The sequence below is a fragment of the Dinoroseobacter sp. S375 genome (assembly GCF_049800775.1).
In the GTDB taxonomy this organism is placed as follows: Bacteria; Pseudomonadota; Alphaproteobacteria; order Rhodobacterales; family Rhodobacteraceae; genus Dinoroseobacter.
This window is the reverse complement of record NZ_JBNAFR010000001.1, coordinates 138,665-163,802: the sequence shown is the minus strand read 5'-3', so window position 1 is coordinate 163,802 and position 25,138 is coordinate 138,665. Positions and strand designations below refer to the sequence as shown.

The 25,138-nt window shown below is 66.3% G+C and carries 21 protein-coding genes; 14 read left to right on the top strand and 7 right to left on the bottom strand.

The annotated features are described in order from the left end of the window. Positions 1–207: 207 nt before the first annotated feature. Positions 208–702, top strand: a complete 495-nt coding sequence (locus ACP150_RS00800; RefSeq protein ID WP_424964632.1) for a Hint domain-containing protein — start codon at positions 208–210, stop codon at positions 700–702. Between the two features lies 1 nt (position 703). On the opposite strand, the gene mazG is transcribed toward ACP150_RS00800, so the two are convergent. After that, positions 704–1,555, bottom strand: a complete 852-nt coding sequence (mazG, locus tag ACP150_RS00795; RefSeq protein ID WP_424964631.1) for a nucleoside triphosphate pyrophosphohydrolase — start codon at positions 1,553–1,555, stop codon at positions 704–706. A gap of 64 nt (positions 1,556–1,619) precedes the next feature. On the opposite strand from mazG, the gene ACP150_RS00790 reads away from it, so the two are divergent. Beyond that, positions 1,620–2,780: a M20 aminoacylase family protein gene (locus ACP150_RS00790; RefSeq protein WP_424964630.1), complete on the top strand. Its 1,161-nt coding sequence runs from the start codon at positions 1,620–1,622 to the stop codon at positions 2,778–2,780. Between the two features lie 11 nt (positions 2,781–2,791). On the opposite strand, the gene ACP150_RS00785 is transcribed toward ACP150_RS00790, so the two are convergent. Both ACP150_RS00785 and ACP150_RS00780 read right to left on the bottom strand, forming a co-directional pair. Then, the gene (locus tag ACP150_RS00785) at positions 2,792–6,451 is read right to left on the bottom strand and encodes an efflux RND transporter permease subunit (protein ID WP_424964629.1); all 3,660 of its coding nucleotides are present in this window, start codon (positions 6,449–6,451) and stop codon (positions 2,792–2,794) included. Beyond that, complete coding sequence (locus ACP150_RS00780; RefSeq protein ID WP_424964628.1) at positions 6,448–7,599, bottom strand: efflux RND transporter periplasmic adaptor subunit; 1,152 nt, start codon at positions 7,597–7,599, stop codon at positions 6,448–6,450. The genes ACP150_RS00785 and ACP150_RS00780 overlap by 4 nt, the downstream gene beginning before the upstream one ends. A gap of 228 nt (positions 7,600–7,827) precedes the next feature. Between ACP150_RS00780 and ACP150_RS00775 the strand changes: the two genes are divergently transcribed. The 3 genes from ACP150_RS00775 (at position 7,828) to der (ending at position 11,420) form a co-directional block, all read left to right on the top strand. Beyond that, complete coding sequence (locus ACP150_RS00775) at positions 7,828–8,490, top strand: tetratricopeptide repeat protein (protein ID WP_424964627.1); 663 nt, start codon at positions 7,828–7,830, stop codon at positions 8,488–8,490. Between the two features lie 4 nt (positions 8,491–8,494). Further along, positions 8,495–9,817, top strand: a complete 1,323-nt coding sequence (locus ACP150_RS00770; protein WP_424964625.1) for a PQQ-binding-like beta-propeller repeat protein — start codon at positions 8,495–8,497, stop codon at positions 9,815–9,817. A gap of 124 nt (positions 9,818–9,941) precedes the next feature. Next, complete coding sequence (der, locus tag ACP150_RS00765) at positions 9,942–11,420, top strand: ribosome biogenesis GTPase Der (protein ID WP_424964624.1); 1,479 nt, start codon at positions 9,942–9,944, stop codon at positions 11,418–11,420. A gap of 3 nt (positions 11,421–11,423) precedes the next feature. Here der and ACP150_RS00760 read toward each other — a convergent pair whose 3' ends face one another. Next, complete coding sequence (locus ACP150_RS00760) at positions 11,424–12,767, bottom strand: M48 family metalloprotease (RefSeq protein ID WP_424964623.1); 1,344 nt, start codon at positions 12,765–12,767, stop codon at positions 11,424–11,426. A 52-nt stretch (positions 12,768–12,819) separates the two neighbouring features. Here ACP150_RS00760 and ACP150_RS00755 point away from each other — a divergent pair, with 52 nt between their 5' ends. Together ACP150_RS00755 and ACP150_RS00750 are read left to right on the top strand one after the other, a co-directional pair. Then, on the top strand, positions 12,820–13,995 hold the full coding sequence (locus ACP150_RS00755; protein ID WP_424964622.1) for a pyridoxal phosphate-dependent aminotransferase: 1,176 nt from the start codon (positions 12,820–12,822) through the stop codon (positions 13,993–13,995). Between the two features lie 181 nt (positions 13,996–14,176). Beyond that, on the top strand, positions 14,177–15,319 hold the full coding sequence (locus ACP150_RS00750; RefSeq protein ID WP_424965408.1) for an N-acetylmuramoyl-L-alanine amidase: 1,143 nt from the start codon (positions 14,177–14,179) through the stop codon (positions 15,317–15,319). Between the two features lie 2 nt (positions 15,320–15,321). Here ACP150_RS00750 and ACP150_RS00745 read toward each other — a convergent pair whose 3' ends face one another. Beyond that, positions 15,322–15,936, bottom strand: coding sequence for a class I SAM-dependent methyltransferase (locus ACP150_RS00745; RefSeq protein WP_424964621.1), 615 nt, complete (start codon positions 15,934–15,936; stop codon positions 15,322–15,324). Between the two features lie 176 nt (positions 15,937–16,112). Here ACP150_RS00745 and ACP150_RS00740 point away from each other — a divergent pair, with 176 nt between their 5' ends. The 7 genes from ACP150_RS00740 (at position 16,113) to ACP150_RS00710 (ending at position 23,075) form a co-directional block, all read left to right on the top strand. Continuing rightward, positions 16,113–18,638, top strand: a complete 2,526-nt coding sequence (locus tag ACP150_RS00740) for a penicillin-binding protein 1A (RefSeq protein WP_424964620.1) — start codon at positions 16,113–16,115, stop codon at positions 18,636–18,638. Between the two features lie 117 nt (positions 18,639–18,755). Beyond that, the gene (gene prfB / locus ACP150_RS00735; RefSeq protein ID WP_424964619.1) at positions 18,756–19,880 is read left to right on the top strand and encodes a peptide chain release factor 2; all 1,125 of its coding nucleotides are present in this window, start codon (positions 18,756–18,758) and stop codon (positions 19,878–19,880) included. A gap of 101 nt (positions 19,881–19,981) precedes the next feature. Further along, on the top strand, positions 19,982–20,767 hold the full coding sequence (locus ACP150_RS00730; protein WP_424964618.1) for a DUF2189 domain-containing protein: 786 nt from the start codon (positions 19,982–19,984) through the stop codon (positions 20,765–20,767). Between the two features lie 191 nt (positions 20,768–20,958). Then, positions 20,959–21,285 (top strand): hypothetical protein, encoded by a 327-nt coding sequence (locus ACP150_RS00725; protein WP_424964617.1) that lies wholly within the window; start codon positions 20,959–20,961, stop codon positions 21,283–21,285. A 23-nt stretch (positions 21,286–21,308) separates the two neighbouring features. Beyond that, on the top strand, positions 21,309–22,109 hold the full coding sequence (locus ACP150_RS00720; RefSeq protein ID WP_424964616.1) for a DUF2145 domain-containing protein: 801 nt from the start codon (positions 21,309–21,311) through the stop codon (positions 22,107–22,109). A 39-nt stretch (positions 22,110–22,148) separates the two neighbouring features. Continuing rightward, complete coding sequence (locus tag ACP150_RS00715; protein WP_424964615.1) at positions 22,149–22,754, top strand: TetR/AcrR family transcriptional regulator; 606 nt, start codon at positions 22,149–22,151, stop codon at positions 22,752–22,754. 198 nt (positions 22,755–22,952) lie between these two features. Then, positions 22,953–23,075, top strand: coding sequence for an SEC-C metal-binding domain-containing protein (locus ACP150_RS00710; protein WP_424964614.1), 123 nt, complete (start codon positions 22,953–22,955; stop codon positions 23,073–23,075). A gap of 121 nt (positions 23,076–23,196) precedes the next feature. On the opposite strand, the gene ACP150_RS00705 is transcribed toward ACP150_RS00710, so the two are convergent. Both ACP150_RS00705 and ACP150_RS00700 read right to left on the bottom strand, forming a co-directional pair. Beyond that, a complete protein-coding gene (locus tag ACP150_RS00705) occupies positions 23,197–23,703 on the bottom strand; it encodes a bactofilin family protein (RefSeq protein ID WP_424964613.1) in 507 nt (168 codons plus the stop codon). Next, the gene (locus ACP150_RS00700) at positions 23,693–25,027 is read right to left on the bottom strand and encodes a DUF5930 domain-containing protein (RefSeq protein WP_424964612.1); all 1,335 of its coding nucleotides are present in this window, start codon (positions 25,025–25,027) and stop codon (positions 23,693–23,695) included. The genes ACP150_RS00705 and ACP150_RS00700 overlap by 11 nt, the downstream gene beginning before the upstream one ends. Positions 25,028–25,138 lie beyond the last annotated feature (111 nt).

Below are 25,138 nucleotides of genomic sequence, written 5' to 3'. Positions count from 1 at the left end.
CCCGCCGGACCCAGCCCCATGAAATCGTCACAGTTCGGCCTGTTACCGCCCGGCTGGTGCCGCAGTTCCCCTGTCTAACGAAACTGTAACGCCTCAGGGGCCGACCTTGGGCGCAGTAACGAGTATCTGAGTAGCCTGTGGCGCCCTCTTCGGAGGGCGTCACTTGCCCCAGACGGGAGATACCGCGTGCGGGACGCCGGAAAAATCTTGGAATTCAAAGGACCTGCGGAGGCAGGGGGCGCCGGGGCCCCGGTGCATGCCGAACCCTGGAGCGTGCCGGGCTTTGGCCCGGATGTGCGGATCGAAACCAATCTCGGTCCCGTGCCGGCTGCGCTGTTGCGGCGGGGGGATCTGGTGGTGGCCCCGTCCGGGCAATATGTGCCGATCGAGTGGATCGACCGGATCGGTTTGGATGTCCCCTTTCTGCAGGCCCGCCCGGCGGCGCGGCCCCGGGTGCTGCCCAAGGGCAGTGGGCCTGATGGCGTGCCCCATGCGGATCTCTTGCTTTCCGGAGCGCAGACCTTGCGCTGGGAAGCGGGGCAGATGGTGTCCTGCGCCGCGCTGAGCATCGGTGCGCAGCATCCGCTCGAGGCGATCCAATACACCGTTTTTCATTGCGACGGGCCTGTGCTCGTCTGTGCCGAAGGCATGTGGTGCCTCGTGGACCCGGCCACCAGTACCGAAGGCCGCGCGGCGGGCTGAGCTAGAGCCCCTTGGCCTTCGCCTCCTGCCAGAGCGCTTCCATCTCGTCGAGACTGGCCACATCCGGACTGCGCCCCTGCTCGGACAGGCGGGCCTCGATATGGGCGAAGCGGCGGGTGAACTTGGCATTGGCATCGCGCAGGGCGTGTTCGGGGTCGAGATCCAGATGCCGCCCGAGATTGACCGCCACGAAAAGCAGATCGCCGAATTCCTCGTGCAGCTCTGCCGGGCTGCCGCTGTCGCGGGCGGCGGCAAGCTCCTGTGCCTCTTCCTCGAACTTGGCCAGAACCTGATCCACATCGTCCCAGTCGAACCCGACCCGGCCTGCGCGCTTCTGCAGTTTCAGCGCGCGCATCAGAGCGGGCAGGCCCAGGGCGACGCCGTCGAGCACACCGGTCTCGGCCTTGGCGGCGCGTTCCTTGGCTTTTTGCACCTCCCAGTCCCGGGTCTGCTGCGCGGCGGATTTCGCGTTGCTCTCGGTCCCAAAGACATGGGGATGCCGGTCGAGCATCTTCTGCGCGATCCCGTTGGCAACCTCGTGGAAATCGAACAGATCGCGCTCGGCGCCGATCTGGGTCTGGTACACCGTCTGCAACAGCAGATCGCCCAGCTCGGCCTTCAGCTCGGTCCAGTCCTGCCGGTCGATGGCATCCGAGACTTCATAGGCTTCCTCGATCGTGTAGGGGGCAATGGTCTCGAAGCTCTGTTCCACATCCCAGGGGCAGCCGGTCTCGGGATCCCGCAACCGGCGCATGATTTCGAGCAGTCGCGGCAGCCCGCCCTCCGGATCAAAACAGAGCGCGTCGCTCTGGTCTCGGGGCAGGGCCTGTGCCTTGGGCTTGGGATGTGCCATCGCGCCCTCCCTTTTACAGTCGGCAAAGAAGGTTACATACTCGAGGTAACAAGGAGAGCAGCACATGGCGGTTGTCAATCGCATCGCGGAATACGGGCCGGATATGACGGCCTGGCGGCGCAATCTTCACCGTCACCCGGAGTTGGGGTTCGAGTGTCACCGCACTGCGCGCTACGTCATCGCCCGGCTGCGGAGCTTTGGCGTGGATGCCGTCCATGACAAGATTGCCACGAGCGGGGTCGTGGCCCTGATCAAGGGGCGCGCGCCGGGGCCGGTGATCGGCCTGCGGGCGGATATGGATGCGCTGCCCATCGCCGAGGAAACCGGGCTGGACTATGCCTCCGAGGTGCCGGGCGTGATGCATGCCTGCGGCCATGACGGGCATATGACCATGCTTCTGGGGGCCGCGCGCTATCTCGCCGAGACGCGCAATTTCGCGGGCACCGTCGCGGTGATCTTTCAGCCCGCCGAAGAGAATGGCGGTGGCGCGCAGGTGATGTGCGAGGAAGGGCTGATGGAGCAGTTCGACATCGCCCAGGTCTACGCGCTGCACAATGCGCCGGGCCTGCCCGAGGGGTTCTTCCTGACCAAGGACGGCCCGATCATGGCGGCGGTCGATACCTTCCACATCCATGTGAAGGGACGGGGCGGGCATGCGGCCATGCCCCATGAGACCGCCGATCCGATCATCGCCGCGCTGGGCATTGCCCAGGCGATCCAGACCATTGTCAGCCGCAACCACGTGGCCACCGAGGAGCTGGTGGTCTCGATCACCCAGATCCACGCGGGCACGGCCGATAACGTCATCCCCGACACCGCTTATATCTGCGGCACCGTGCGCAGCTTTGACCCGGTGGTCCAGGGCATGGTGATCGACCGGATGCGCAAGATCGTCGAGGGGCAGGCAGCGAGCTACGACGTGGAGGCGGCTCTCGATTATGAGCGCGGCTATCCCCAGACCGTGAACTCCGCCGAAGAGGTCGCGCAGGCCGCGCAGGCCGCCGAAGACGTCTCGGGCGCGCAACTGGTGGACACCCGGTCCGCGCGGCAGATGGGGGCCGAGGATTTCGCCTATATGCTGCAGGCCCGGCCGGGCGCGTATCTGTTCATCGGCCAGGGGAGCAGCGCGACGCTGCACCACCCGGCCTATGATTTCAACGACAGGATTGCGCCGATCGGGGCGAGCTTCTTCGCCCGCCTCGTGGAGCAGGCGCAGCCGCTCTGATCACGCGATGATCACTCGGCGGCGCGCAGGGGCGGCTTGATCGTCCCATCGGGGTTCGTCGGGTCATCCCCCTCGTCACCACGCGCGGTGCTGTCCACGATCCGCTCTGCGAGGGTGCGCGCCTCGCGGGCCTCGGCAGGGGTACCGGTCTCCGTTTCGGGTTCGGACTGATCATCCTCGATCCAGAGGATCTCGGGTGATTTCACCGCGCGGGCGGCACGCTTGAGCGCGAGGTCACGGGCCACGCGGCTCGATTTGCCGAGCGACATGGCACGCAACTGCCGGACCGAGCTATAGGCCCCGACCGTCAGCCAGACCCGCAGCGCCAGAAGCGACGGGGTCAGCACCAGCGTCAGCACCGTCGCCACGCCGAGGCCGAAGACCACCGCCGTCGCCAGCTGCTTCCACCACAGGGCCGTGGGGCTGTCCACGGTGTAGCCCCCGCCGAAGAAGTCGAGGCTGAGCCCAAACATCATCGGCGCCAGACCGGCCATGGTCGTGATCGTCGTCAGCAGAACCGGACGGATGCGGACCTGCGCGGTGCGGGCAATCGCCTCGAGCCGCGGCATGTAGCGCGCATACTCCTGATAGGTGTCGATGAGCACAATGTTGTTGTTCACCACGATCCCGGCCAGCGCCACGATCCCCGTTCCGGTCATGATCACCGAGAAGGGCTGCTCCATCACGATCATCCCGATCAGGACACCCGTGGTGGACAGAACCACCGCAAGCAGCACGAGGAACGCGTTATAGAAGCTGTTGAACTGGGCCAGCAGGATGATGAACATCAGCCCCAGCGCGCCGGCAAAGGCGTTCATGAGGAAGGCCTGGCTCTCGGCCTCGTCCTCCTGCTCGCCGGTCCATTCCCAGCTCACGCCCTCGGGCAGCTCGACCTCGGTCTCCATCCATGTGGTCAGCAATGCGATCCGCTCGGCGGCATTGATCACCGCGCCATCCTCGTTCAGGAGCCCGGCCCGCACACCTGCCTTCACATCGTAGTAGCGATGGCCGTCCACCCGGTCGATCTGGCCCAGCTTGGGCACCGGCGCGCGGGTGATGAAGTTCGACAGGGGCACGAGGCCCTGGGCCGTGCGCACCCGCAAGGTGTCCAGCGTCGACAGGACCCGGTCCTCTTCGGGCAGGCGCACGCGGATCTCGATCTCTTCGTCCGAGCTGGGCACGCGCATCGTGTCGAGCAGGATGCCCCGCGTCACCAGCTGCACCATCGCGCCCACAGTGGCCACATCCGCGCCATAGCGTCCGGCGGCGGCCACATCCACGTCGATCTGCCAATCGATGCCGGGCAGGGGGCGTGTGTCTTCCACATCGCGCAACCCTTCGGTGGCCTCGAACCCGGCGCGCACGGTGGCGGCGGCCTCGGCCAGCGCGTCGAAATCATCGCCAGTCAGGCGCATATGCACGGGTTTGGCCCCGGCCGGACCCTGGCTCATCTCCAGGATCTCGGTCTGCACCCCGGGGATCGTCTTAAGCTCCGCCTCCAGCGCGTCGAGAATGTCGTTGCCATCGGCCCAGTCGCTGCCCTGCCGGTCCTCCCACGGGGCGAGCTCGATCTGGATCGTGCCCACAGTGTCGAGCGGCGCTGCGGCCCCGCCCGTGTTCTGGTTCAGCCCGCCTTCACCGGCGAAGGCAAAGACCGATTCGATCCCCGGCCTGGCCATGGTGATCTCTTCGGCTTGACGCAGCAGGGCGTCCTTCTCTTCGAGCGAGTGGTTGCCCCGCGCCCGGACATAGACGATGGCCTGCTCGGGTTCGGAGGCGACAAAGAACTCGACCCCGCGATTGTTCTCCTGGAACACCCCGAAGGTGGTGATCACCAGAAAGATGACCGTGCCGATAGCCACCAGCGGCATGATCGGATTGCCGGTCAGGAAGCGGATAAACCAGCCAAAGGGTGAGCGGCGGAAGCCGGCGCGCACCCTGCGGCGGCTGCGGCGGAACCGGATCGAGGTCAGCGTCACCGACAGCGACAGCGCCGCCAGCAGCATCATCCCCGCCCCGGGCAGATAGGCTTGCCAGCCCTGATCCGCCGAGGCCGGTCCCAGCAGATAGGTCGGGTTCAGGAATTGCAGCACGGCCGTGTACATGAACCCGGCCGAGGCCAGCGCGAGCACCGCGCGCACGAGCCAGGGCAGCCCCATCAGCCCCTTGGCCATGTTGTCCAGGGTGCGGCTGATGCGTCCGGCCACCCCGCCCACCACGGGCAGGTAGATCAGCGCCACCACAAGGCTCGCGGTTAGCACGAAGATCAGCGTGACCGGCAGCATCCCCATGAACTGCCCGGCCACCCCGGGCCAGAAGAGCATGGGCAGAAACGCGCAGAGCGTCGTCGCGGTGGAACTGACGATGGGCCAAAACATCCGCTTGGCAGCTTCCGTATAGGCGGCCATGGGGCCCGAGCCCTCGCTGATACGCCGGTCGGCGTATTCCACGACCACGATGGCCCCATCCACCAGCATTCCCACGGCGAGGATCAGGCCGAACATCACGATATTCGACACGGTGATCCCCATCACGGCGAGCAGGGCGAAACACAAGAGGAAGGAGGTCGGGATCGCAAATCCCACCAGCAGCGCCGAGCGCGTGCCGAGCGCGGCCAGCACGACGATCATCACCAGCGCGATCGCCGTCAGGACCGAGCCTTCGAGCTGCCGCACCATGGAATCCACGATCCGAGACTGGTCCATAGACACGTTGATCTCGATAGATTCCCGCAACTCTCGGGGCCAGCTTTGCCGCTCGGCCTCGACGGTTTCGCGCACAAGGGTTGCGGTGTCGATCAGGTTGAAACCCTTACGCTTGACCACCTGCAGGGCGACCGTGTCGTCGCCGTTATAGCGCGCGGTGCCCGTGCGATCCTCGAAGGTCAGGCGGATATCGGCGATATCGCCCAGGGTCACGACCCGGTCGCCGCTGACCTTCACGGGCAGGGACAGAACATCCGTCTGCTCGTCAAAGGCCGAGGGGATCTTGACCGCAAAGGCGCCCTGGGCGGTTTCCACCTCGCCCGCGGCGATCAGCTGGTTGTTGTTCTGCACCACAGAGAGCAACTCACCCGCGGTGACGTTGTAGCTTTCGAGACGCAGGGGATCGATCACCACCTCGAGCATCTCGTCTCGGTGCCCTGCAAGACCGGCCTCCAGAACGGGTTCAAGCCCTTCAAGCGTGTCCTGCAAGTCATTGGCCACACGCAACAATGTGCGCTCGGGCAATGCGCCCGACAGGTTCACGACGATGATCGGGAACTGGCTGAAATTGATCTCGTTGATCGAGTATTTCTCATAGCCGGAGGGGAACTTGGCCTCCGCCGTGTTCATCCGGTCGCGCACATCGGCGATGATCTTGGTCTTGTCCCAGCCGAACTCGAACTCCAGCACCACGCCCGCGTAATTGTCCGAGGCGGTCGAGGACATCCGGTCGAGCCCGTCGAGATCGCTGAGCTCGGTCTCCATGACCTGCACGACGAGCTTCTCGGAATCCTCTGCCGAGATGCCCGGGAAGGGCACCGACACAAAGAGCGCGGGGATTTCGATATCCGGCTCACCCTCCTTGGGCAGACCGATATAGGCCATGGTCCCCGCCAGCAGGGACAAGGCCACAAAGGCAATCACCATCCGCGCGCGGGAGGCGGCCCAATCGACGAGACCTGTCACGCTTCGGGCTCCCGCAGGGTGACCTCAAGCGGGGTGCCCGCGGTCACGAAATCCTGTCCCACGACGATCACCTTGACCTCGCTGGGCAGCCCGCTCAGCCAGACACCGTCGATGGTGTCGCGCACGACGCTGACTTCGGCAAAGGCGGCCTCTGCGCCCTGATCGGTCTCGACCACGTGGCGCACGCCCAGGCGGCCCTCGTCATCGAGGGTCAGGGCGGATGCCGGCAAGAGATGGGCGACCGCGCCCTCGGCGGCCACGCCGACACCGGCGGTCTGGCCCGCGCGGATGCTCAGGTCCGGATTGGCGATCTCGATCTCGACGCGGAAGGTGCGGGTGGTCTCCTCGGCGGAGCGCGACAGGAAAGTCACCGTCCCGGTAAATTCCCGCCCATCCGACAGCTCGGCCCGGGCCAGCGCGCCGGTGGTAATCTTGGAGACCTGCAACTCGGGCACAAAGCCCACGATCTTGATCGGATCGAGTTGGAGGATGGTCGCGCAATGGGATCCTGACGCGCTGTTCGGCCCGAGATAGGCGCCAAGCTCGGCGGTGTCTTCTTCCAGCACGCCGTTGAACGGGGCGCTAATCATCGTATCAGCCAGCGATTCCTCGGCCCGTTCCACCCCGGCGCGCGCTGCCTCCAGAGCGGCCTCGGCGGCCACCCGCCGGGTCACGGAGCCAAATCCGCCATCGGCCAGTTCCGACGCAGCGCGGGCATTGATCTCGGCCTCCACCAGCCGGGCCCGGGCCTCGACCAGCGAAATCTCCATCGTGCCGCGATCCAGCTCGCACAGGGCCATGCCCTCTGTCACCTGCGCGCCGCGACGCAGCGGGGTCGAGATCACCTTGCCCGACACTTCGGCCGAGACCGCGACCTGCCGGGACGCCTCGGTCCGGCCGCGCAGGATCACCGCGCTGTCAATGGTTTGCGCCGAAGAGGGCAGGGCCACCACGGAGACGCGGCGCAGCCCGTCCGCCGGAGCGTCGGTCTCGGGTGGCGGGGCCGCCGTCGATGTGTCAGGGGCCACATCCTCCATTTCGGGCGCGCTGCCGACCCCTGCAAAGGTCAGAACACGGTCCCGTTCAAACACCAATGCGTAAAGTGCACCCACGACCACAAGTGCCGTGAGGATCGAAAACAGTTTCATTCTAGCCTCCGGAATGTTCGACGCGGAGCCGCGCTCCCGGGCTTGGGCGCGCTGTCCAAAAGGCTCGATCTGGTCGAACTAAACCATCCAGTTCAGAAATAGGCCTTCGCTGGTTTTTGCTCAAGACCCAAACGGTCGCAGAATTGGCCATCGGCAAGGGCTTGCAGGGCTTGGCTTTGCGCGGTCGGACGGTGTATGAGGACGCGACGTGGTGGAAGAGGCAAGCGCGTGAGCAATCCCGACAGTTTTATCGAAGAAGTCTCCGAAGAGGTCCGGCGCGACCGGATGAACCGCCTGCTGCGCAAGTATGGCTGGATCGGTGTCGTGGCCGTGATCGTGATCGTCGGGGGCGCGGCCTTCAACGAGTATCGCAAGGCCCAGGCCGCTGCCGAGGCGCAGGCGCTGGGGGATGCGATCTATCAGGCGCTGGAGGGGACGAGCGAACAGACCCGTGTGCTCGCGCTCGAGGAAATCACGCCGGATCCGGCCAGTGCCGCGGTGCTCGGCCTGCTTACGGCGGCGGAATCGGTGACCGGAACCGAGACGGCCATCGCGGCCCTCGAGGCGGTGATCGCAGGAGCCGAGACGCCGGATCTCTACAAGGATCTCGCCCGTCTGCGGCTGGTACTTATGGGCGATTCCGGCCCCGCGCGCAGTGAACGCCGCGCCATGATCGACATGCTGACCCTTGGCGCCGGGCCGTTCCGCCTGCTGGCGCTGGAACAGCGCGCGCTGCTCGAGATCGAAGAGGGCGCGTCCGACGCGGCCATCAGCACCTTGCAGGATGTGATCCGCTCCGCCGGGGCCAGCGCCGCGCAGCAACAGCGCGCGGCTCAGCTGATCGTGGCGCTGGGCGGGGATGTGGCGTCGCTTCTGCCGGAACAGGGGTAAGCCCATGATCCGCAACGCGGCGCTGTGTTTCGCGGCCACCCTGGTCCTGGCCTCTTGCGCGCAAGAGGAACTGATCCTGCCCGGTGAGCGGCTGGATATTCGCGCCTCTGTCGATCCGGAGGTCGAAGCGCCCGAGGCGGTGGATCGCACGCCGCGCGAGGTTGCTGTGTCCTTGCCGGGGCAGGTGGCCAATACGGATTGGACCCATCGCAACGGCTCGGTGCGCCATACGATCACCCATCCGGCGCTGGGCGATGGGCTGCAGCTGGCCTGGTCCGCCGAAATCGGCGAAGGCAACAGCCGCGGCAACCGCATCGCCAACCCGCCGGTCGTGGCCGATGGCCGGATCTTCACCATCGACAGCCTGGCGACCGTCTCGGCGTTTTCCATTGGGGGCGCGCTCTTGTGGCAGCGTGACCTGACCCCGCCCACGGACCGCCCGGACGAGGGTGCGGGCGGGGGTGTCTCGGTTGCGGGGGACACGCTCTATGCATCCTCGGGCTTTGGCACGCTCACGGCCATGGATGTCGCCACGGGCGAGACGCGCTGGGTGCAGCGCCTCGATGCGCCGGTCAGCGGCAGTGCCACGGTCGATGGAAATATTGCCTATATCGTCACCCGTGACAGCGTTGCCTGGGCCATCGATACGCGGAATGGCCGCGTGCTCTGGACCCTGCCGGGCGCACCGTCCGGGACCGGCATCGTCGGCGGCGGGGCCCCCGCGATCAGCGACCGGCTCGTGATCCTGCCCTTCCCGTCCTCCGAAATCAGCGGCGCACTGCGCCAATCCGGGGTGCGGGTCTGGGGCGGCGCGGTCTCCGGCTCCCGCATTGGCAGCGCCTATACTGGCTTTTCCGACATCAACAGCGACCCGGTCGTGGTGGGCCGCACGATCTTTGCGGGCAACGCCGCGGGCCGTGTGGCAGCACTGGACGCGATCACGGGCGAGCGGAACTGGACCGCCCGCGAGGGCGCGTTCGATGTGATCTGGCCCGTGGGCAATGCGCTCTTCTTTGTGTCTGACCGCAATGAGCTCATCCGGCTGGATGCGGCCACGGGGGCCGTGACCTGGGCCGTGCAACTGCCTTACTACACCGACGACCGGGAGCGGCGGCGCAAGGCGATCTTCGCCCATTACGGCCCGGTGCTGGCCGGTGGGCGGCTCTATATCGCGTCGGGCGATGGCCAGTTGCGGGCGTTCGATCCGGCATCAGGTCAGCAGATCAGCCAGATCACAATGCCCGACGGCGCGGCTGCGGCACCTGTCGTGGCGAACCGGACCATGTATATCGTGACCGAGGCGGGCGAGCTGCGCGCCTATCGCTGAGCGGATCCGGGGCCCGCGCCGGGCCCGGGATGCGGAGTTTCCGCAAAATCTCCATTGCCGAGGCGGCGGTCGCGCGATAAAGCCCGGGCTTCTCATCGCCCGCCCTGTCTCGTGGAGAGCGCCCATGTCTTTCACTCTGGCCATTGTTGGTCGCCCCAATGTGGGCAAGTCCACGCTGTTCAACCGGCTGGTGGGCAAGCGTCTGGCTCTGGTCGATGACCAGCCCGGCGTGACGCGCGACCTGCGCGAGGGCGCGGCCCGGCTCGGCGATCTGCGCTTCACAGTGATCGATACGGCAGGGCTCGAAGAGGCCACGGATGACAGCCTGCAGGGGCGGATGCGCCGGCTGACCGAACGCGCCGTGAGCATGGCCGATGCCTGCCTGTTCCTGATCGATGCGCGGGTGGGGGTGACGCCCACGGATGAGGTCTTTGCCGATATCCTGCGCAAGGCCAACGCCCATGTCCTGCTCGGCGCGAACAAGGCCGAGGGCCGCGCCGCCGAGGCCGGTCTGATCGAGGCCTATGCGCTGGGTCTGGGCGAGCCTCTGGCGATCAGTGCCGAGCATGGCGAGGGCATGGCCGACCTGACCGCGGCCCTGATGCCCCTGATCGACGCCTATGAGGAAGAGGCCGAGGCGGCCCGGGACGAGGATCCGGAAACCGATGTGAGCCTGAGCACCGAAGAGGCCGAGCTGGGCGCAGATGCGCCGCGCGTCCCCACCACGTCGAAACCGCTGCAGGTGGCCGTGGTGGGTCGTCCGAATGCCGGGAAATCGACGCTGATCAACCAGCTTCTGGGCGAGGAACGCCTGCTCACCGGGCCAGAGGCCGGGATCACCCGCGACGCGATCTCGCTGGCGCTGGACTGGGACGGCCTCCCGGTGCGGATCTTTGACACCGCCGGAATGCGCAAGAAGGCCAAGGTGCAGGAGAAGCTCGAGAAGCTCAGCGTCTCGGACGGGTTGCGCGCGGTGAAATTCGCCGAGGTGGTCGTGGTCCTGCTCGATGCGGGGATCCCGTTCGAGCAACAGGATCTGCGCATCGCCGATCTGGCCGAGCGCGAAGGCCGCGCCGTGGTCATCGCGGTGAACAAATGGGATCTCGAGGATGACAAGCAGGCCAAGCTGCGCGACCTGAAGGAGGCGTTCAACCGCCTTTTGCCGCAGCTCAAGGGCGCGCCGCTGATCACCGTCTCGGCCAAGACCGGGCGGGGTATGGACAGGCTGCGCGAGGCGATCCTGCGGGCCCATGCGGTCTGGAACCGGCGGGTGCCCACGGCCGCACTTAACCGCTGGCTCTCGGCCATGGTCGAGGCCCATCCGCCCCCCGCGCCGGGCGGGCGTCGGATCCGCATGCGCTACATGACCCAGGTGAAGACCCGGCCCCCGGGCTTCGTAGTCATGTGCTCCTATCCCGACAAGATGCCCGAGAGCTATACCCGCTATCTCGTCAATGGCTTGCGCGAGGATTTTGACATGCCGGGCACGCCGATCCGGCTGACCCTGCGCAGCCAGTCCGACGCGAACCCTTACAAGGACAAGAAGAAGTCCACGCCCTCGCGCCTGCGCAAGCATCTGGGTAAGCCGTCGCTCAAGGGCTGAGGCTCAGCGTTTGGCGGCGCGCTCGGCGGTGCGGGCGATGTCCTGTGCCCGCGCAAAGCCTGGCGAGCCCTGAGGCAGCAGCCCCAGCGCCCGGCGCGCATGCAGCCCTGCATCCCGCAGCCGCCCCGACAGCGCGTAGCGCTCGGCGGTGGTGACCGAGGCCATCCCGTTCTGCCCCGCGCGGGCATAGGCCTGGGCCAGATCCCGCAGCATCGACGGGTTGCCCGGATCCTTGCTATAGGCCGATTGCAGGATCTGCAGCGCCTTGCGGTCACTCGCGCTGGATTTCTGAGCCAGCAGGGCGCGCCCGAGATGGGCCTGGATCAATGGTTCGCGCGGGGCCAGCGCCACGGCCCGTTCATAGGCGCGCACGGCGTCCGCGTAGCGCCGGGTCTCGAAGGCGATCTGCCCCTGTAACTCTTGGTAATAGGGGTCGTTCGGGCGCATCTGCACCAGTTTGGCCACTTCGCGCGCGGCCCGGGCCGGGTCCGGTTTCTCGTGATATGCAATCGCCCGGCGCATGGTCGCGATCTCGGACCCATCGGACGCCTTGACCCGGCGCAGGGTCCAGTTCGGGTTGCGCAGAAAGGCCGTCAGCTTGCCCTGCATCCGGGCGAACCAATAGGCCTCCGATTGCCGCGAGAGCTCGTTGACCTTGTAGGCCGCCGCATAGCCCTGGGCCGCGCGCAGCCGGTCCCGCGTGAGGGGGTGGGTGCGGACATAGGGATCCTGCCGGTTGGTGGTCAGCGCTTCCTGCCCGCGAAAGATCTCGAGCACTTCGACCATCGCCACGGGGGAGATCCCGGCATTGGCGAGAAACCGCGCAGAGGACTGGTCTGCGGCGGCCTCTTCGGCGCGGGTATGGCTGAAAAAGCCCCGGCGGGCGAATTCCGCCGCGCCAAAGCCGACCACCGCACCGACGCCCGGATCCCCCGCTGCCGCGCCGGCCGCTGCGGCCAGAACGAGGCCAAGCTGTGCCAGCCGGTTCGACGCTTTGAAATTCGCCATGCGCCGCGCGATATGCCCGTTCGAGATATGCGCGATTTCATGGGCGATGACCGCCTGAACCTGCTCCGGGGTCTCCAATGTCATCAATAACCCAGAATGAAGGACCATTGTTCGGTTATCGGCAGCAAAAGCATTCAGTTTGCTGTCATCGATCACCCAGATATCCACCTGAGACGGGTTGATCCCCGCCGCCGCCATCAATGGCCGGGCCAGTTCGCGCAGGGAGCGTTCGATCTCTGCATCGCGAATGATCGTCACCGCGCTGGCGGGCAGGGCGGTGATCGCCAGGGTCAGGGCGAGAAGGAGACCTGCGAGACGGCTGTGCCAGAGGCTTGTCATTGACCTTACTCCACCGGGTTGCGACATACGCCTGCACCCTAGGGAGGCTATGATGCAAAACTCAACCCGTGCCGACGTGGATCCGTTTATCGTGATGGATGTCATGGAGGCCGCGCGCCGCGCCGAGGCGGCGGGCCGGGACATCATCCATATGGAGGTGGGTCAGCCCGGCACCGCCGCACCCGCCCCCGCAAGGCAGGCCGTGGCCGCCGCGCTCGAACAGGATGCGCTGGGCTATACGGTGGCGCTGGGCCTGCCGGAATTGCGCGCGGCGATCGCACAGCTTTACGGGCGCTGGTACGATGTGGATCTTGCTCCGGACCGGGTCATCGTCACGGCGGGATCCTCGGCGGCGTTTCTGCTGGCCTTCACCGCGCTCTTTGATGCGGGCGACCGGGTGGGCGTGGCCGAGCCGGGCTATCCGTCCTATCGCCAGAGCCTCAAGGCGCTGTCGCTGACGCCGGTGGGCCTGCCGACCCATGCGGAGCAGGGACACCGCCTGCCGTCCGCAGCCCTGGCCGAGGCGGATATCCGGGGCGCCATCGTGGCCTCACCGAACAACCCCACGGGCACCATGCTGGATCATGCGGAGCTCGGCGGGCTGATCGAGGCCTGCCAGTCCCGGGGCCGCTCCTTCATCTCGGACGAGATCTATCACGGGCTCCATTACGGGGCGCGGGCGGTCTCGGCGCTGGAGATTTCGGAGGATGTCTGTGTCATCAACTCCTTTTCGAAATACTTCTCCATGACCGGCTGGCGGATCGGCTGGATGGTCATGCCCGAACCGCAGGTCCGCGTGATCGAGCGGCTGGCCCAGAACATGTTCATCTGCGCGCCCCATGCAGCGCAGGTCGCGGCCCTCGGCGCGCTCCAGCCCGAGGCCGAGGCCGAGCTGGAGGCCAATCGCGCGGTCTATGCCGCCAATCGCAAGCTTGTGATCGACGGGCTCACGGCGGCGGGGCTGACCGCCTTCGCGCCGCCCGACGGAGCCTTCTATGTCTATGCGGATGTGGCGCATCTGAGTACCGACAGCCGTGCGCTGGCCGCGGAAATCCTTGCAGAGGCAGGGGTGGCCCTGACCCCGGGGCTCGATTTCGATCCCCATCGCGGGCATCGCACGATTCGTCTGTCCTATGCCCGGGCGACCGGGGATATTGCCGAGGGAATGGCCCGTTTGGCCCGGTTTTTTGCTTCACGGGCGGTCTCGGCCCCGATGAATGGTTCCTGACACCGGCAGACTTGCCTATACTGCGCCGAAAAAGACTGGCAGGCACAATATGCGTGGGCAGAGCCCCCATCACGGCGGCAGATCGATCCTTGCGACGTGGACAGAGTGTCTTCTCGTCGGGCTGATCTGCCTTCTCTTTGCATCTCCTCTGATCGCGCAAGAGCTTCGGGCTTTGGCGCGGGTGGATCCCGCGACCTCGGCGATCTCCGGCGGGTCTGAGCAACTTGAGATCACGCTGGGCCTGTCTCAGGCTGTGCCCTATCGGATCGAGGCGCGGGCCGAGCCGGATCGCATCGTGGTGGAGTTTCGCGAGGTGGATTTCAGTGGCGCAGAACCGGGCAGCTACCTGACATCGGACGCGTTGCGCGGGGTGATCGCGGGACCGGCCCAGCCGGGCTGGTCGCGGCTGGAGTTTCTGCTGAGCGCGCCCATGGGGCTCGAGACCGCGGCGATGACCGTCGATGACGCGATCGGGACCGCCCTGCTGGACATCACCCTCGGCGCGGTCTCGCCCGAGGCCTTCGCCGCGACAGCGGTCAAGGGCGATCTGGGCGTCGTGCGGCCCGAGCCGAGGGACCTGCCCGATGAGGCGCAGACCCCGCAGCGACAGCGCGGCGACCGCCCGCTGGTGATCGTGCTCGATCCCGGCCATGGCGGCTTTGACCCCGGGGCCGAGCGGGACGGGGTCTCGGAAGCGGAGCTGATGCTGATCTTTGCCCGCGAGCTGCAGGAGGCGATCATCCGCGAGAGCGGGCATACGGTGCTGCTCACCCGGACCGAGGATGAGTTCATCCCGCTGCCCGACCGAGTGCGTATCGCCCGCGAGGCATCGGCGGATCTGTTCATTTCGCTCCATGCGGATGCGCTGATCTCCGGGCGCGCCTCGGGCGCGACGGTCTACACCCTCTCCGAGGTCGCCTCGACCGAAGCCTCGGCCAAGCTCGCCGAACGGATGGACCGGGCGTCGCTGCTGGCGGGGATGGACCTGACCGCGCAGGATGACACGCTGGCGGGCGCGCTGATGGATATCGCCCGGCTCGAAGTGATGCCGCGGGCCAACAGCCTTGCGGATAACCTGGTCGCGACCCTGACCGAGACCGTCGGCGATCTGCACAAACGCCCCCGGCAATCGGCGGATTTCTCGGTGCTGCGGGCGCCGGATATCCCTTCGGTTCTGGTCGAGCTGGGCTTTCTGAGCAATGACAATGATCTTGCGCGCCTTCTGTCCTCGGACTGGCGGACGCAGGCCGCCGAGGGGATCCGCCTCGGCATCGATGCCTGGGCCGTGTCCGACGCGGCAGAGGCCAATCTGGTCCGGCAATAGGATCAGACCCGGCGGCAGAGCCACCAGCTATGGCGGGTCAGCGCCGGATCATTGGGCCGAAAGCGCAGCACCCGGAACCCGGCCCGTGTCAGCATGGTCCGGTAGCAGAGCGGGTCATGGCTCGCATGATAGACCGGCGCGCCATCCACGGCGCCATAGGCTTCGTCCCGCGCAGGCCCGCTGGAAAAGACCAGCACGCCACCGGGGCGCGTATGGGCGGCAAAGACCGCGAACATCCGGCTCTGCGCCACGGGGTCGAGGTGAAAGAAGCTGTCCCAGGCCAGCACCGCGTCAAAGCACCGCCCGAGGGCCAGCCCGCGCATGTCCCGGTGGACCCGGACCGCGCCGGGCACGTTGCGCCGGTAATGGGCGAGCATCTCGGCGGCGCCATCCACGCCGGTGATCCGGAACCCGCGTCGCCGCAGGTCCTGCGCCAGGGGGCGCCCGGTGCCGCATCCCAGATCCAGCAGGTCCCGCCCGGGAGCCGCGCGGTCGAGCGCGTCGAGCATCGGGCGTTCGAACAGCGACGTGTTGCGAATGACCGCATAGCGCGCGGCCTTCAGGCGATAGGTCGGCAGGATGTCGCCGGGCAGGGGACGGGGCGGCTTGGACAGCATGGCTCTTCTCGGGCAAAGTCTCGCTGATCCGCGCAGATTGGCATGGTCCGGGGTTTAAATCGCCCCCTGACGTCACGACGTTTTGTGTGCTGCGCCACGAACGCGCGCCGAGGGCTTTTGACCGGGGCCGGCTTGGCGCGTATACCGGGCGCGTAACCCTCCGCAGGAGATCGCGTGTGATCCGTTTTGTTGCTGGCTTCTTTGGGGCCCTGTTCTCGACCTTCACCCTTGGGCTGTTTGCCGTGGCGCTCAGCATTGGTGCGGTTTTGTGGATGTATGGGCGGGATCTGCCGGATACCGAGGCGCTGGCCCAATATGCCCCGCCGACGATCAGCCGAATCTATTCCGGCGAAGGGGCACTGATGGACGAGTTCGCGCGCGAGCGCCGGATCTTCGCGCCCGCCGACGAGATCCCCGATCTGGTGAAACAGGCATTCATCTCGGCAGAGGACAAGAATTTCTACTCCCACCGGGGTTATGACCCGCGCGGCATGGCCGCGGCGGCGGTGGATGCGGCCACGGGCGGACCCCTGCGCGGGGCCTCGACCATCACCCAGCAGGTGATGAAGAACTTCCTTCTGGGCGGCGAACGCTCGGCGGAGCGCAAGATCAAGGAGCTGATCCTGTCCTCCCGCATCGAGGAGACCCTGACCAAGGAAGACATTCTCGAGCTTTACATGAACGAGATCTTTCTCGGACAGAACAGCTTTGGCGTGGCGGCTGCGGCCCAGACCTATTTCAACAAGCCCCTGGCCGAGCTGGAGGCCCATGAGGCGGCGTATCTTGCGGCCCTGCCCAAGGCCCCCTCGACCTACCATCCGGTCCGGGCCTATGACCGCGCGGTCCAGCGGCGCAACTTCGTGCTGCGCGAGATGAACGAGAACGGCTATCTCGACGACGCGGCCTACGAGACCGCGCGCAATGCCCCGCTTGAAACCGTGCAGACCGGCGATATCGCGTCGTTCCGCCGGGCCCTGCCGAAGCGGGACTATTTCACGGATGAGATCCGCCGACAGCTCTCGGGTCGGTTCGGCGAGGAAGAGTTCTTCACCGGCGGCTTGTCGATCCGCGCAACCGTGGATCCCACCCTGCAATCGGAAGCGGCCAGCGCGCTGCAGGCAGGTCTTGAGAAATACGACCGCAGCCGAGGTGTCTATCGCGGCGCGACCGATCAGATCGATCCGGCGGTGGCCGCCGAGGGCGACTGGGCGGCGGCTCTGGGCGATCTGCGCGTGCCGCGCGATATCGAGGGTTGGCGCCCGGCCGTGGTGCGCGGCTTCCGCGACAGCGGGGCGTTGCTGGGCGTCGAGGATGTCTCGGGTGAGCGCGACCAGATCCTGCCCAACACGGATGTGCGCTGGGCCCGTCCGCGCCGCGCCGATGGCAGCGTCGGCGGCACTGCCAGCCGCGCCAGCGATCTGCTGGAAATCGGCGATGTGATCCATGTGCGCGCGGGCGATGCGGCAAACACATGGTCCCTGCGCCAGATCCCCGAGGTGCAGGGCGGCTTCATGGCCATGGATGTGAACACGGGCCGGGTGCTGGCCATGCAGGGCGGGTTCTCTTACCAGTCCTCGGTGTTCAACCGCGCCACGCAGGCCACGCGCCAGCCGGGCTCCAGCTTCAAGCCGCTGGTCTATGCCGCCGCGCTGGACACCGGCTATTCGCCGGCCACCATCGTGATTGACGCGCCGATCGAGATCGACACGGGCGGCTCGATCTGGCGTCCGAAGAATGCCTCCAACAAGTTCTACGGGCCTACCCCTCTGCGGACGGGGATCGAACGGTCGCGGAACCTCATGACCGTGCGTCTCGCCCAGGAAGTGGGCATGGACACGGTGGCCCAGTATGCCGAGAGCTTCGGGGTCTATGACACGCTGGAGCCTTATCTCGCCAACGCGCTCGGCAGCCAGGAGACGACCCTGTTCAACATGGTTGCGGCCTACGCGATGTTTGCCAATGGCGGCGAGCGGGTCGAGCCGACCCTCGTAGACCGGGTGCAGGATCGGTGGGGTAAGACCGTGTATCGCCACGACCAGCGGTCCTGCCTCGATTGCGATGCCGACAGCCTTGCCGAGGGTGCAGCCCCGCGGATCATGGCGAACCGGACTCGGGTGATCGACCCGATCACGGCCTATCAGCTGACCTCGATGATGCGCGGCGTGGTGGACCGGGGCACGGCGGCGCGCACGGTCAACCTGCCGGTGCCGATCGCGGGCAAGACGGGCACCACCAATGACGCCAAGGATGTCTGGTTCGTGGGCTTTTCGTCGAACATCGTGGCAGGGTGCTATATCGGCTATGACCGTCCCCGCACGCTGGGACGCGGCGCCTCCGGGGGCGGCATGTGCGGCCCGGTCTTCAATCAGTTCATGGAGACGGCCATCGCCTCCTATGGCGGCGGGCGTTTCACGGTGCCCGAGGGCGGCCGCTTCGTGAAAATCGACCGGTTCTCCGGCGGGCGGCTCGAAGACAGCGCGAGCGGCGCCAATGTGGTGGCCGAGTATTTCCGCGAGGGCGAAGAGCCGTTCTACGGCGTGGGCGCGATCCTCGATGGCGGCTTTGCCATGGGCACCAACCTGCCGATGTATGCCCCGGGCGAGGACGACAATGCGCGCGAGGTGGTCACCTCCACCGGGCGCACGGCGGTCGTGCCCAATACCGCCAATGTCAGCACCGTGACCGCAGGCGGGCTTTACTGACACCCCCTGCAAGCCGGGCGCGACCGGGCAGGGCGGTGCAGCCCTTGCCCGCCCGCGGCCCTTATTCTACACCCGGGATCCGAGGGGGCATCCCTCGCCAAGGGAAAGACCGAACCGATGCGCGCAGAGATACAGAACACCGTCGAGGCCATCCGCAAATCGCTGGAGCTTCTGGCGCAGCGGCTCGATTACGAGACTGCGCCCCATCGGCTCGAGGAATTCAACGCGATGATCGAGGATCCGGACCTGTGGAACGACCAGGCCCGCGCGCAGAAGCTCATGCGCGACCGCCAGATGCTGGTCGATGCCATCGGCACCTATGAGGGGATCCGGCAGGAGCTCGACGACAATATCGAACTCATCGAGCTCGGCGAGATGGAGGACGATGCCGAGGTCGTGGCAGAGGCCGAGGAGGCGCTCAAGGCGCTGACCGAGACCGCCGCCAAGAAAGAGATCGAAGCCCTGCTCGACGGCGAGGCCGACAGCAATGACACCTTCCTCGAGATCAATTCCGGTGCGGGCGGCACCGAGAGCTGTGACTGGGCCTCGATGCTGGCGCGGATGTATGTGCGCTGGGCCGAGGCCAAGGGCTATTCGGTCGAGCTGCAATCCGAGAGCGCGGGCGAAGAGGCGGGCATCAAGTCCGCGGCTTACAAGATCAGCGGCCATAACGCCTATGGCTGGCTGAAATCGGAATCCGGGGTTCATCGGCTCGTCCGGATCAGCCCCTATGACAGTGCGGCGCGGCGGCATACCTCCTTCAGCTCGGTCTGGGTCTATCCGGTGGTGGACGACAATATCGAGATCGAGGTGAACCCGGCGGATATCCGGATCGACACCTATCGTTCCTCCGGGGCCGGGGGGCAGCATGTGAACACGACCGATTCCGCGGTGCGGATCACCCACAACCCCACGGGCATCGTCGTGACCAGCTCCGAGAAGTCGCAGCACCAGAACCGCGATATCGCCATGAAGGCCCTGAAATCCCGGCTCTACCAGCTTGAGCTGGACCGTCGGAACGCCGCGATCAACGAAGCCCATGAGAGCAAGGGCGACGCGGGCTGGGGCAACCAGATCCGCTCCTACGTGTTGCAGCCCTACCAGATGGTGAAGGACCTGCGCACCGGGTTCGAGACTTCGGACACCCAAGGCGTGCTCGACGGGGATCTCGACGGGCTCATGGCGGCGACCTTGGCGCTGCAGGTGTCCGGTAAGAGCCGCGCCGAGGCGCAGGAGGGCTGACACCCTTATGCCGCCCATGCGCGGCATAACTGAGCGGTCCGCCGAACCCACCTTTTCCCATGGGGAGGCCCTTGCTAGGTTTTCGGCAAGGAGGACCCGAGATGTCAGACACAAGCGCCGAGGCCCCGGCGGCCTTTCGTCCCCAAGTGCGTTCGATCACGCGCGAAGACCTGCGCGCGAGCCTGTCGCTCGGCTGGGCGGATTTCAGGAAAGCGCCGGCCTTTGGTCTGTTCTTCAGCGCGGTCTACGTGCTGGGCGGTCTGGCGATGGTGTATATCCTGCTCGCCACTGGCAAGAGCTGGGCGACCCTGCCGATTATCGTGGGCTTTCCACTGATCGGGCCTTTCGCGGCGGTGGGGCTCTATGAGGTGAGCCGACGCTTGCAGACCGGCGAGCCGCTGGACTGGGGCGCGGTTCTGGGCGTGGTGGTGGCCGAAAAGAACCGGCAGATGCCCTCGATCGCGGCGGTCATCCTGATCTTCTTTTTGTTCTGGAACTTCCTTGCCCATATGATCTTTGCGCTGTTTCTCGGCCTGGCGGTGATGACCAACATCACCTCCTCCTTCGCGGTGTTCCTGACGCCCAATGGCCTCTTGATGCTGCTGGTGGGCTCAGCGGTGGGGGGCGTGCTGGCCTTCATCCTCTACGCGATCACGGTGGTGAGCCTGCCGCTGCTTCTGGACAAGGAGGTGGATTTCGTGACCGCGATGATCACCTCCTTTTCGGCGGTGACCGAAAACCTGCAGGTGATGCTGGTCTGGGGCGTGCTCGTGGCCGCCCTTCTGGTGATCGGGATGATCCCGGCCTTCTTCGGGCTGCTTGTCGTTCTGCCTCTGCTGGGCCATGCGACGTGGCATCTCTATCAACGCCTGATCACCGAGGCCTGAGCGGCGCAGACCGGCCCGGGTTGCGCTGCCGTTAGGTCAATCAAGACCATCTTTCTCGCAAGAACAGCGGCTTAGGTCGCTGCTCGCCTATTTGTGCAGAAAAACGTGAACGACGTTCATGAAAAGCCTTGAAGACGGCATGGCGCGTTTCCATCTGTTGTGAACAGTGTTCACGAAAGAGGAGTAACACCATGCTGACCAAAGCCATGATCCTTGCCACCCTGACCACCCTCGCGGTTGCGCCGGCCTATGCCGGTGCCAGCGAACGCCATTCTGCCGAGGCCTCGACCCATAGCGGGCAGGCGGCCAGCCACGGCTCCGCCGCGGTGGCAAGCGGCGCGGCCAGCGTCACCGCCGTTCCGATCATCGCCGTGGGCAGCGCCATCGCGGTCACCGGCTCCGCCCTCGCGGAAGTGGGGGACAGCACGCTCGAACTGGGCAGCGAGCTCAGCACGCTCGACACCTATGCCGAGCCCGTGATGATCCCGGCGCCGAACGGCCCGCCGAGCCTGGACTGAGCGCAAGAGAGGGGAGAGTTCTGATGCGACGTTTCTTCATGATGTTCTGGCTGGCCCTCGCGGTTGCCTTTCCGACCCTCGCCCCGGCGGGCAGCAGTGAGGCGGGCACGCCCCGTCTCCCTGCGGCCGAGGTCGCGGCGTTTTCCAACAAGCTGCAACAGGATCTGGCGGCGCGCGGGGCCAATGTGGCCATCGTGGCGCGGATGGGGCGGGATCCGTCCGCCTTGCCAGCCGGGGTGCGCTACACCCATGTGGGGTTCTGGGTCTATTCCCGGATCACCCAGTCGGATGGCACGACGGGCCTCGGCTACCGGGTCTACAACCTCTACCAGCAGAGCGATGACCCGACCCGCAGCCGGCTGATTCAGGACAGCCCGGCGGATTTCTTTGCCGGGGCGCATCGGCTCGATGCCGGTGTGATCATCCCCGAGCCGCAGTTGCAGCGCAAACTGCTGGGCACGATCAACAGCCCGAGCTATGCGCAGTTGCACAACCCGCACTACGCCGTGCTGGCCAACCCGCGCACGACCCGGTTCCAGAACTGCACCGAGCATACGCTCGATGTGCTGATGGCGAGCCTCTATGGCACCAGCGACGTGGGGCAGATCAAGGCCAATATCGCGGCCTATTTTGAGCCGCAGCCGATCGCGCTGGGGGGGATCAAGCGGACCCTGGCCCCGGTGGCTTCGGGGGCGCTGACCACGCAGGACCATGGCCGCCACGTGGCGACGACCACCTTTGGCGCGCTGGCCCGGTTCATGGAGGGGCATGACCTCGCCATGACCGTCTACCGCATGACGCCCGATCATGTGGCCCGGTTCTAGGATTTGACATGGGCGGGGGATTGTCCCAACTACGCGGACATGGCTGAGCGGCGCACCATGTCGAAACGGGATCAGAACCTCGCCCAGATCCGCGAGAAAGCGACCGAGATTGCCGAGCGCATCGTCCTCGAAAAGGGTCGCGATGCGCTCAGCGCGCGGGGGCTGGCCGCCGAGATCGGGGTCTCTGTCGGCTCGCTTTATAATGCGGTCGGGGACCTGGAAACGCTGCTGCGCACGGTGATCGCGAAATCCGCGGGGATCCTGTCGCGGGCCCTCGAAACCGCCGTCGCCTCGGCACCGCAGGACAAGCGGGCCCGGCTTGTGGCGCTGGGGGAGGCCTATTTCGACTTCGCCCTGACAGAGCCGCAGCGCTGGTGGCTGCTGTTCGAATACCGCGCCCATGCCGTCCCCGATCAGAAGATGCAGGATTTTCAGGCACGGCTGCTTGAGATGCTGATCCGCGCGGGGGAGGGGGACGTGAGTTCGGGCCGCCACCGGCAGGTTTTCCTGCAGCTTTGGGCGTCCGTGCATGGGCTCGTGACCCTCGCCTGCCGCCCTACGATTGTCACCGTCGATCCGGTCGAGGCGCGCACCTATATCGGCGAGCTGGTAGATACCGGCCTGCATGTGGTGGCGGAAAGCTGACGCCCCCGGCGTTGCCTTGCAGTCTGGGGGAAACAGCGTATACGCGCTCTCTCGCAAACCACAGATGATGGAGGATCCCATGGCTAAACGCATGACCCCCGACGATCGCCCCTCCTTTCGAGGTCATGTCCAAGCGGCGTAAATCATTCCCGTCCGAAACGCGCGTCAAAACCGGCGTGCAAATGGTGCGCGGGCGATGTGGAACTGCTGGAGAAGCTCGGGCGCAATGATCCCTGTCCCTGCGGCTCGGGCAAGCGCTTCAAGCGTTGCTGCCTCAAGGGCGGCCGGTTCGATGGCAGTCTCCGGGACCACTACTTTTAGAGAGCGTGGATGACACCGCCCCTCGGCCCGTGCGGGCAGGGGGCAAAAGGAAACCGCCGAAAGCGATGCTCTCGGCGGCTCCGAATTCTGAACTGACGGCCCTGCGGCCCAGGCTTGGCGCTCAGCCGTTCTGTGCGGGGGGCTGCTTGGGCGCTTTCTGCTTGCCGCCGCCACCGCCGAGCGGATCGTCCTGCCGCTGCACGGAGCCTTCGAAATGCGCGCCGCTCTCGATGGCGATGGTCTTGTGGATGATGTCACCCTCGACCCGCGCAGTGGAGGTCAGGCGGACCTTCAGGCCCCGCACGCGACCGATGACGCGGCCATTCACGATCACGTCGTCCGCCACAACCTCGCCATTCACGGTGGCGCCTTCGCCCACGGTCAGCAGATGGGCATGGATATCCCCCTCGACCTGACCTTCGATCTGAATGTCACCGGAGGTGCGCAGATTGCCCACGACTTTGAGGTCCGAAGACAGGATCGACGGGGCCGGCTTCGGCTTTGCCGAAGCAACGGGCTTGCTGTCGGACATGGAGGCGCGCGGCACGGCCGGAGCGGGGGCGCCGTCTGCGCCTTCGGCGTCGCCAGCCTTTGGTCCGGGCTCGTTGATTCGGGATTTAGAGAACATTCTTGCCTGCCTTGATAAAGCTCATCGGATTAACGGGTTTGCCAGACTGATGCACCTCGTAGTGGAGGTGCACACCGGTAGACCGGCCCGTGCTTCCCATATCACCGATCCGCTCACCACGCGAGACCCGTTGACCTTCTTTTACACGCAGTTTCGACATGTGCGCGTAGACTGTTTCATACCCGAAGGCGTGGCGGATCTTGACCATCCGCCCGAAGCCGCGATTCCAGCCCGCCTTGACCACGACGCCCTCGGCGGTCGAATAGATCGGCGTGCCCAGAGAGGCGGCGAAATCCGTACCCTTGTGCATCCGCGTGCCACCGCCCTTGGGATCCCGGCGATAGCCGAACGGGCTGGTGAAGCGGAACGAGGATTTGACCGGCATCGCGAAGGGCAGCTGGTCCACGGCCATGCGGTGCAGGTTCAGCCGGTCGAGCCCGGCAAGGATCTGTTCGGTGCGGTAGCTCAGCTCATCCTGGGGCAGGCTGCGGGTCGAGAAGCTCATGGGCACGAGCGGGCCGCCCTGACCGGAGGTGGAGCGGCGGATCTCTTCGAGGATCCGGTCGGCGGGGACACCGGCCTCTTCGAACATCCGCTCCAGCGGAGCGACCGAAACGGTCACGGCATCCTCGAGGATCTCGAAGACGCGGTTGTTGCGCTCGGCCGTCAATTGCTGGGTCAGCAGCAGTTCTTCGATCTCGGCGGTCGCGGCGCTATGGGCGCCTTCCAGACCGTCCCGCTCGGCGGCGGTGCCGGTCAGGGCATCTGTGAGGAAGGCGAGGGTCATTTCGAGATCGCGCATCTGCGCGGCCTCGGTCGTGCCTGTGCCGGTCAGGGCGGCCAGCTCGCGGGCGGCCTCTTCCTGTGCGGCGCGGGCGGCATCCCGTTCGGCCATGGCCGTGCGCAGGGTCGACTGAACCACGGCCACGCCGGTCTCAAGCTCGCTGCGCTGTTCTTCCGAGGCCAGCAGCTGCGACTGCATGCGGCTGACCTGCTCCAGCGCCAGCGTGAACCGCTCCTGCGCGGCGCGGGCCTCCTCGGCGCGGGCGTCCCGCTCTACGGACAGGGCATTGAGCCGCTCGGCATACATCTGCTGGTCGCGCGCGGCCTGATCCCGGGCCTCACCCGCACCCAGACTGGTGATCAGCACCATCGCCGAGGCGAAGGCCGTCCATGTCAGCAGAGCCGCCCCGCCCACGGCCATGGCCGCCTGCGTGCCGCTCGACAAGCGCACGAAGCGCGTCGCATCGTCGGATTTCAGAAAAAGACGTTTTTCGGGGAAGATCCCCTCCAGACGCTTCGAGAAACGCGTGTGTACTGCCAATGCCCCAGTTCCCCAACCTTTGTGCGCCTTGTACGCGCCCTATAGGGCAACAGCGCTTACGTGTTGGTAGGCCATCTGGTGTCGCAGATGCAAGTTACACGGGCAGTTCGG

What these genes read in the sequence shown, in the direction of transcription:
- ACP150_RS00755 (WP_424964622.1), top strand. Translation starts at nt 12,820, where the DNA reads ATGCAAAACTCAACCCGTGCCGACGTGGATCCGTTTATCGTGATGGAT.
- ACP150_RS00780 (WP_424964628.1), bottom strand. Translation starts at nt 7,599, where the DNA reads ATGAAACTGTTTTCGATCCTCACGGCACTTGTGGTCGTGGGTGCACTT.
- ACP150_RS00715 (WP_424964615.1), top strand. Translation starts at nt 22,149, where the DNA reads ATGGCTGAGCGGCGCACCATGTCGAAACGGGATCAGAACCTCGCCCAG.
- ACP150_RS00760 (WP_424964623.1), bottom strand. Translation starts at nt 12,767, where the DNA reads ATGACAAGCCTCTGGCACAGCCGTCTCGCAGGTCTCCTTCTCGCCCTG.
- mazG (WP_424964631.1), bottom strand. Translation starts at nt 1,555, where the DNA reads ATGGCACATCCCAAGCCCAAGGCACAGGCCCTGCCCCGAGACCAGAGC.
- ACP150_RS00745 (WP_424964621.1), bottom strand. Translation starts at nt 15,936, where the DNA reads ATGCTGTCCAAGCCGCCCCGTCCCCTGCCCGGCGACATCCTGCCGACC.
- ACP150_RS00705 (WP_424964613.1), bottom strand. Translation starts at nt 23,703, where the DNA reads ATGTTCTCTAAATCCCGAATCAACGAGCCCGGACCAAAGGCTGGCGAC.
- ACP150_RS00770 (WP_424964625.1), top strand. Translation starts at nt 8,495, where the DNA reads ATGATCCGCAACGCGGCGCTGTGTTTCGCGGCCACCCTGGTCCTGGCC.
- ACP150_RS00730 (WP_424964618.1), top strand. Translation starts at nt 19,982, where the DNA reads ATGTCAGACACAAGCGCCGAGGCCCCGGCGGCCTTTCGTCCCCAAGTG.
- ACP150_RS00720 (WP_424964616.1), top strand. Translation starts at nt 21,309, where the DNA reads ATGCGACGTTTCTTCATGATGTTCTGGCTGGCCCTCGCGGTTGCCTTT.
- prfB (WP_424964619.1), top strand. Translation starts at nt 18,756, where the DNA reads ATGCGCGCAGAGATACAGAACACCGTCGAGGCCATCCGCAAATCGCTG.
- ACP150_RS00790 (WP_424964630.1), top strand. Translation starts at nt 1,620, where the DNA reads ATGGCGGTTGTCAATCGCATCGCGGAATACGGGCCGGATATGACGGCC.
- ACP150_RS00725 (WP_424964617.1), top strand. Translation starts at nt 20,959, where the DNA reads ATGCTGACCAAAGCCATGATCCTTGCCACCCTGACCACCCTCGCGGTT.
- der (WP_424964624.1), top strand. Translation starts at nt 9,942, where the DNA reads ATGTCTTTCACTCTGGCCATTGTTGGTCGCCCCAATGTGGGCAAGTCC.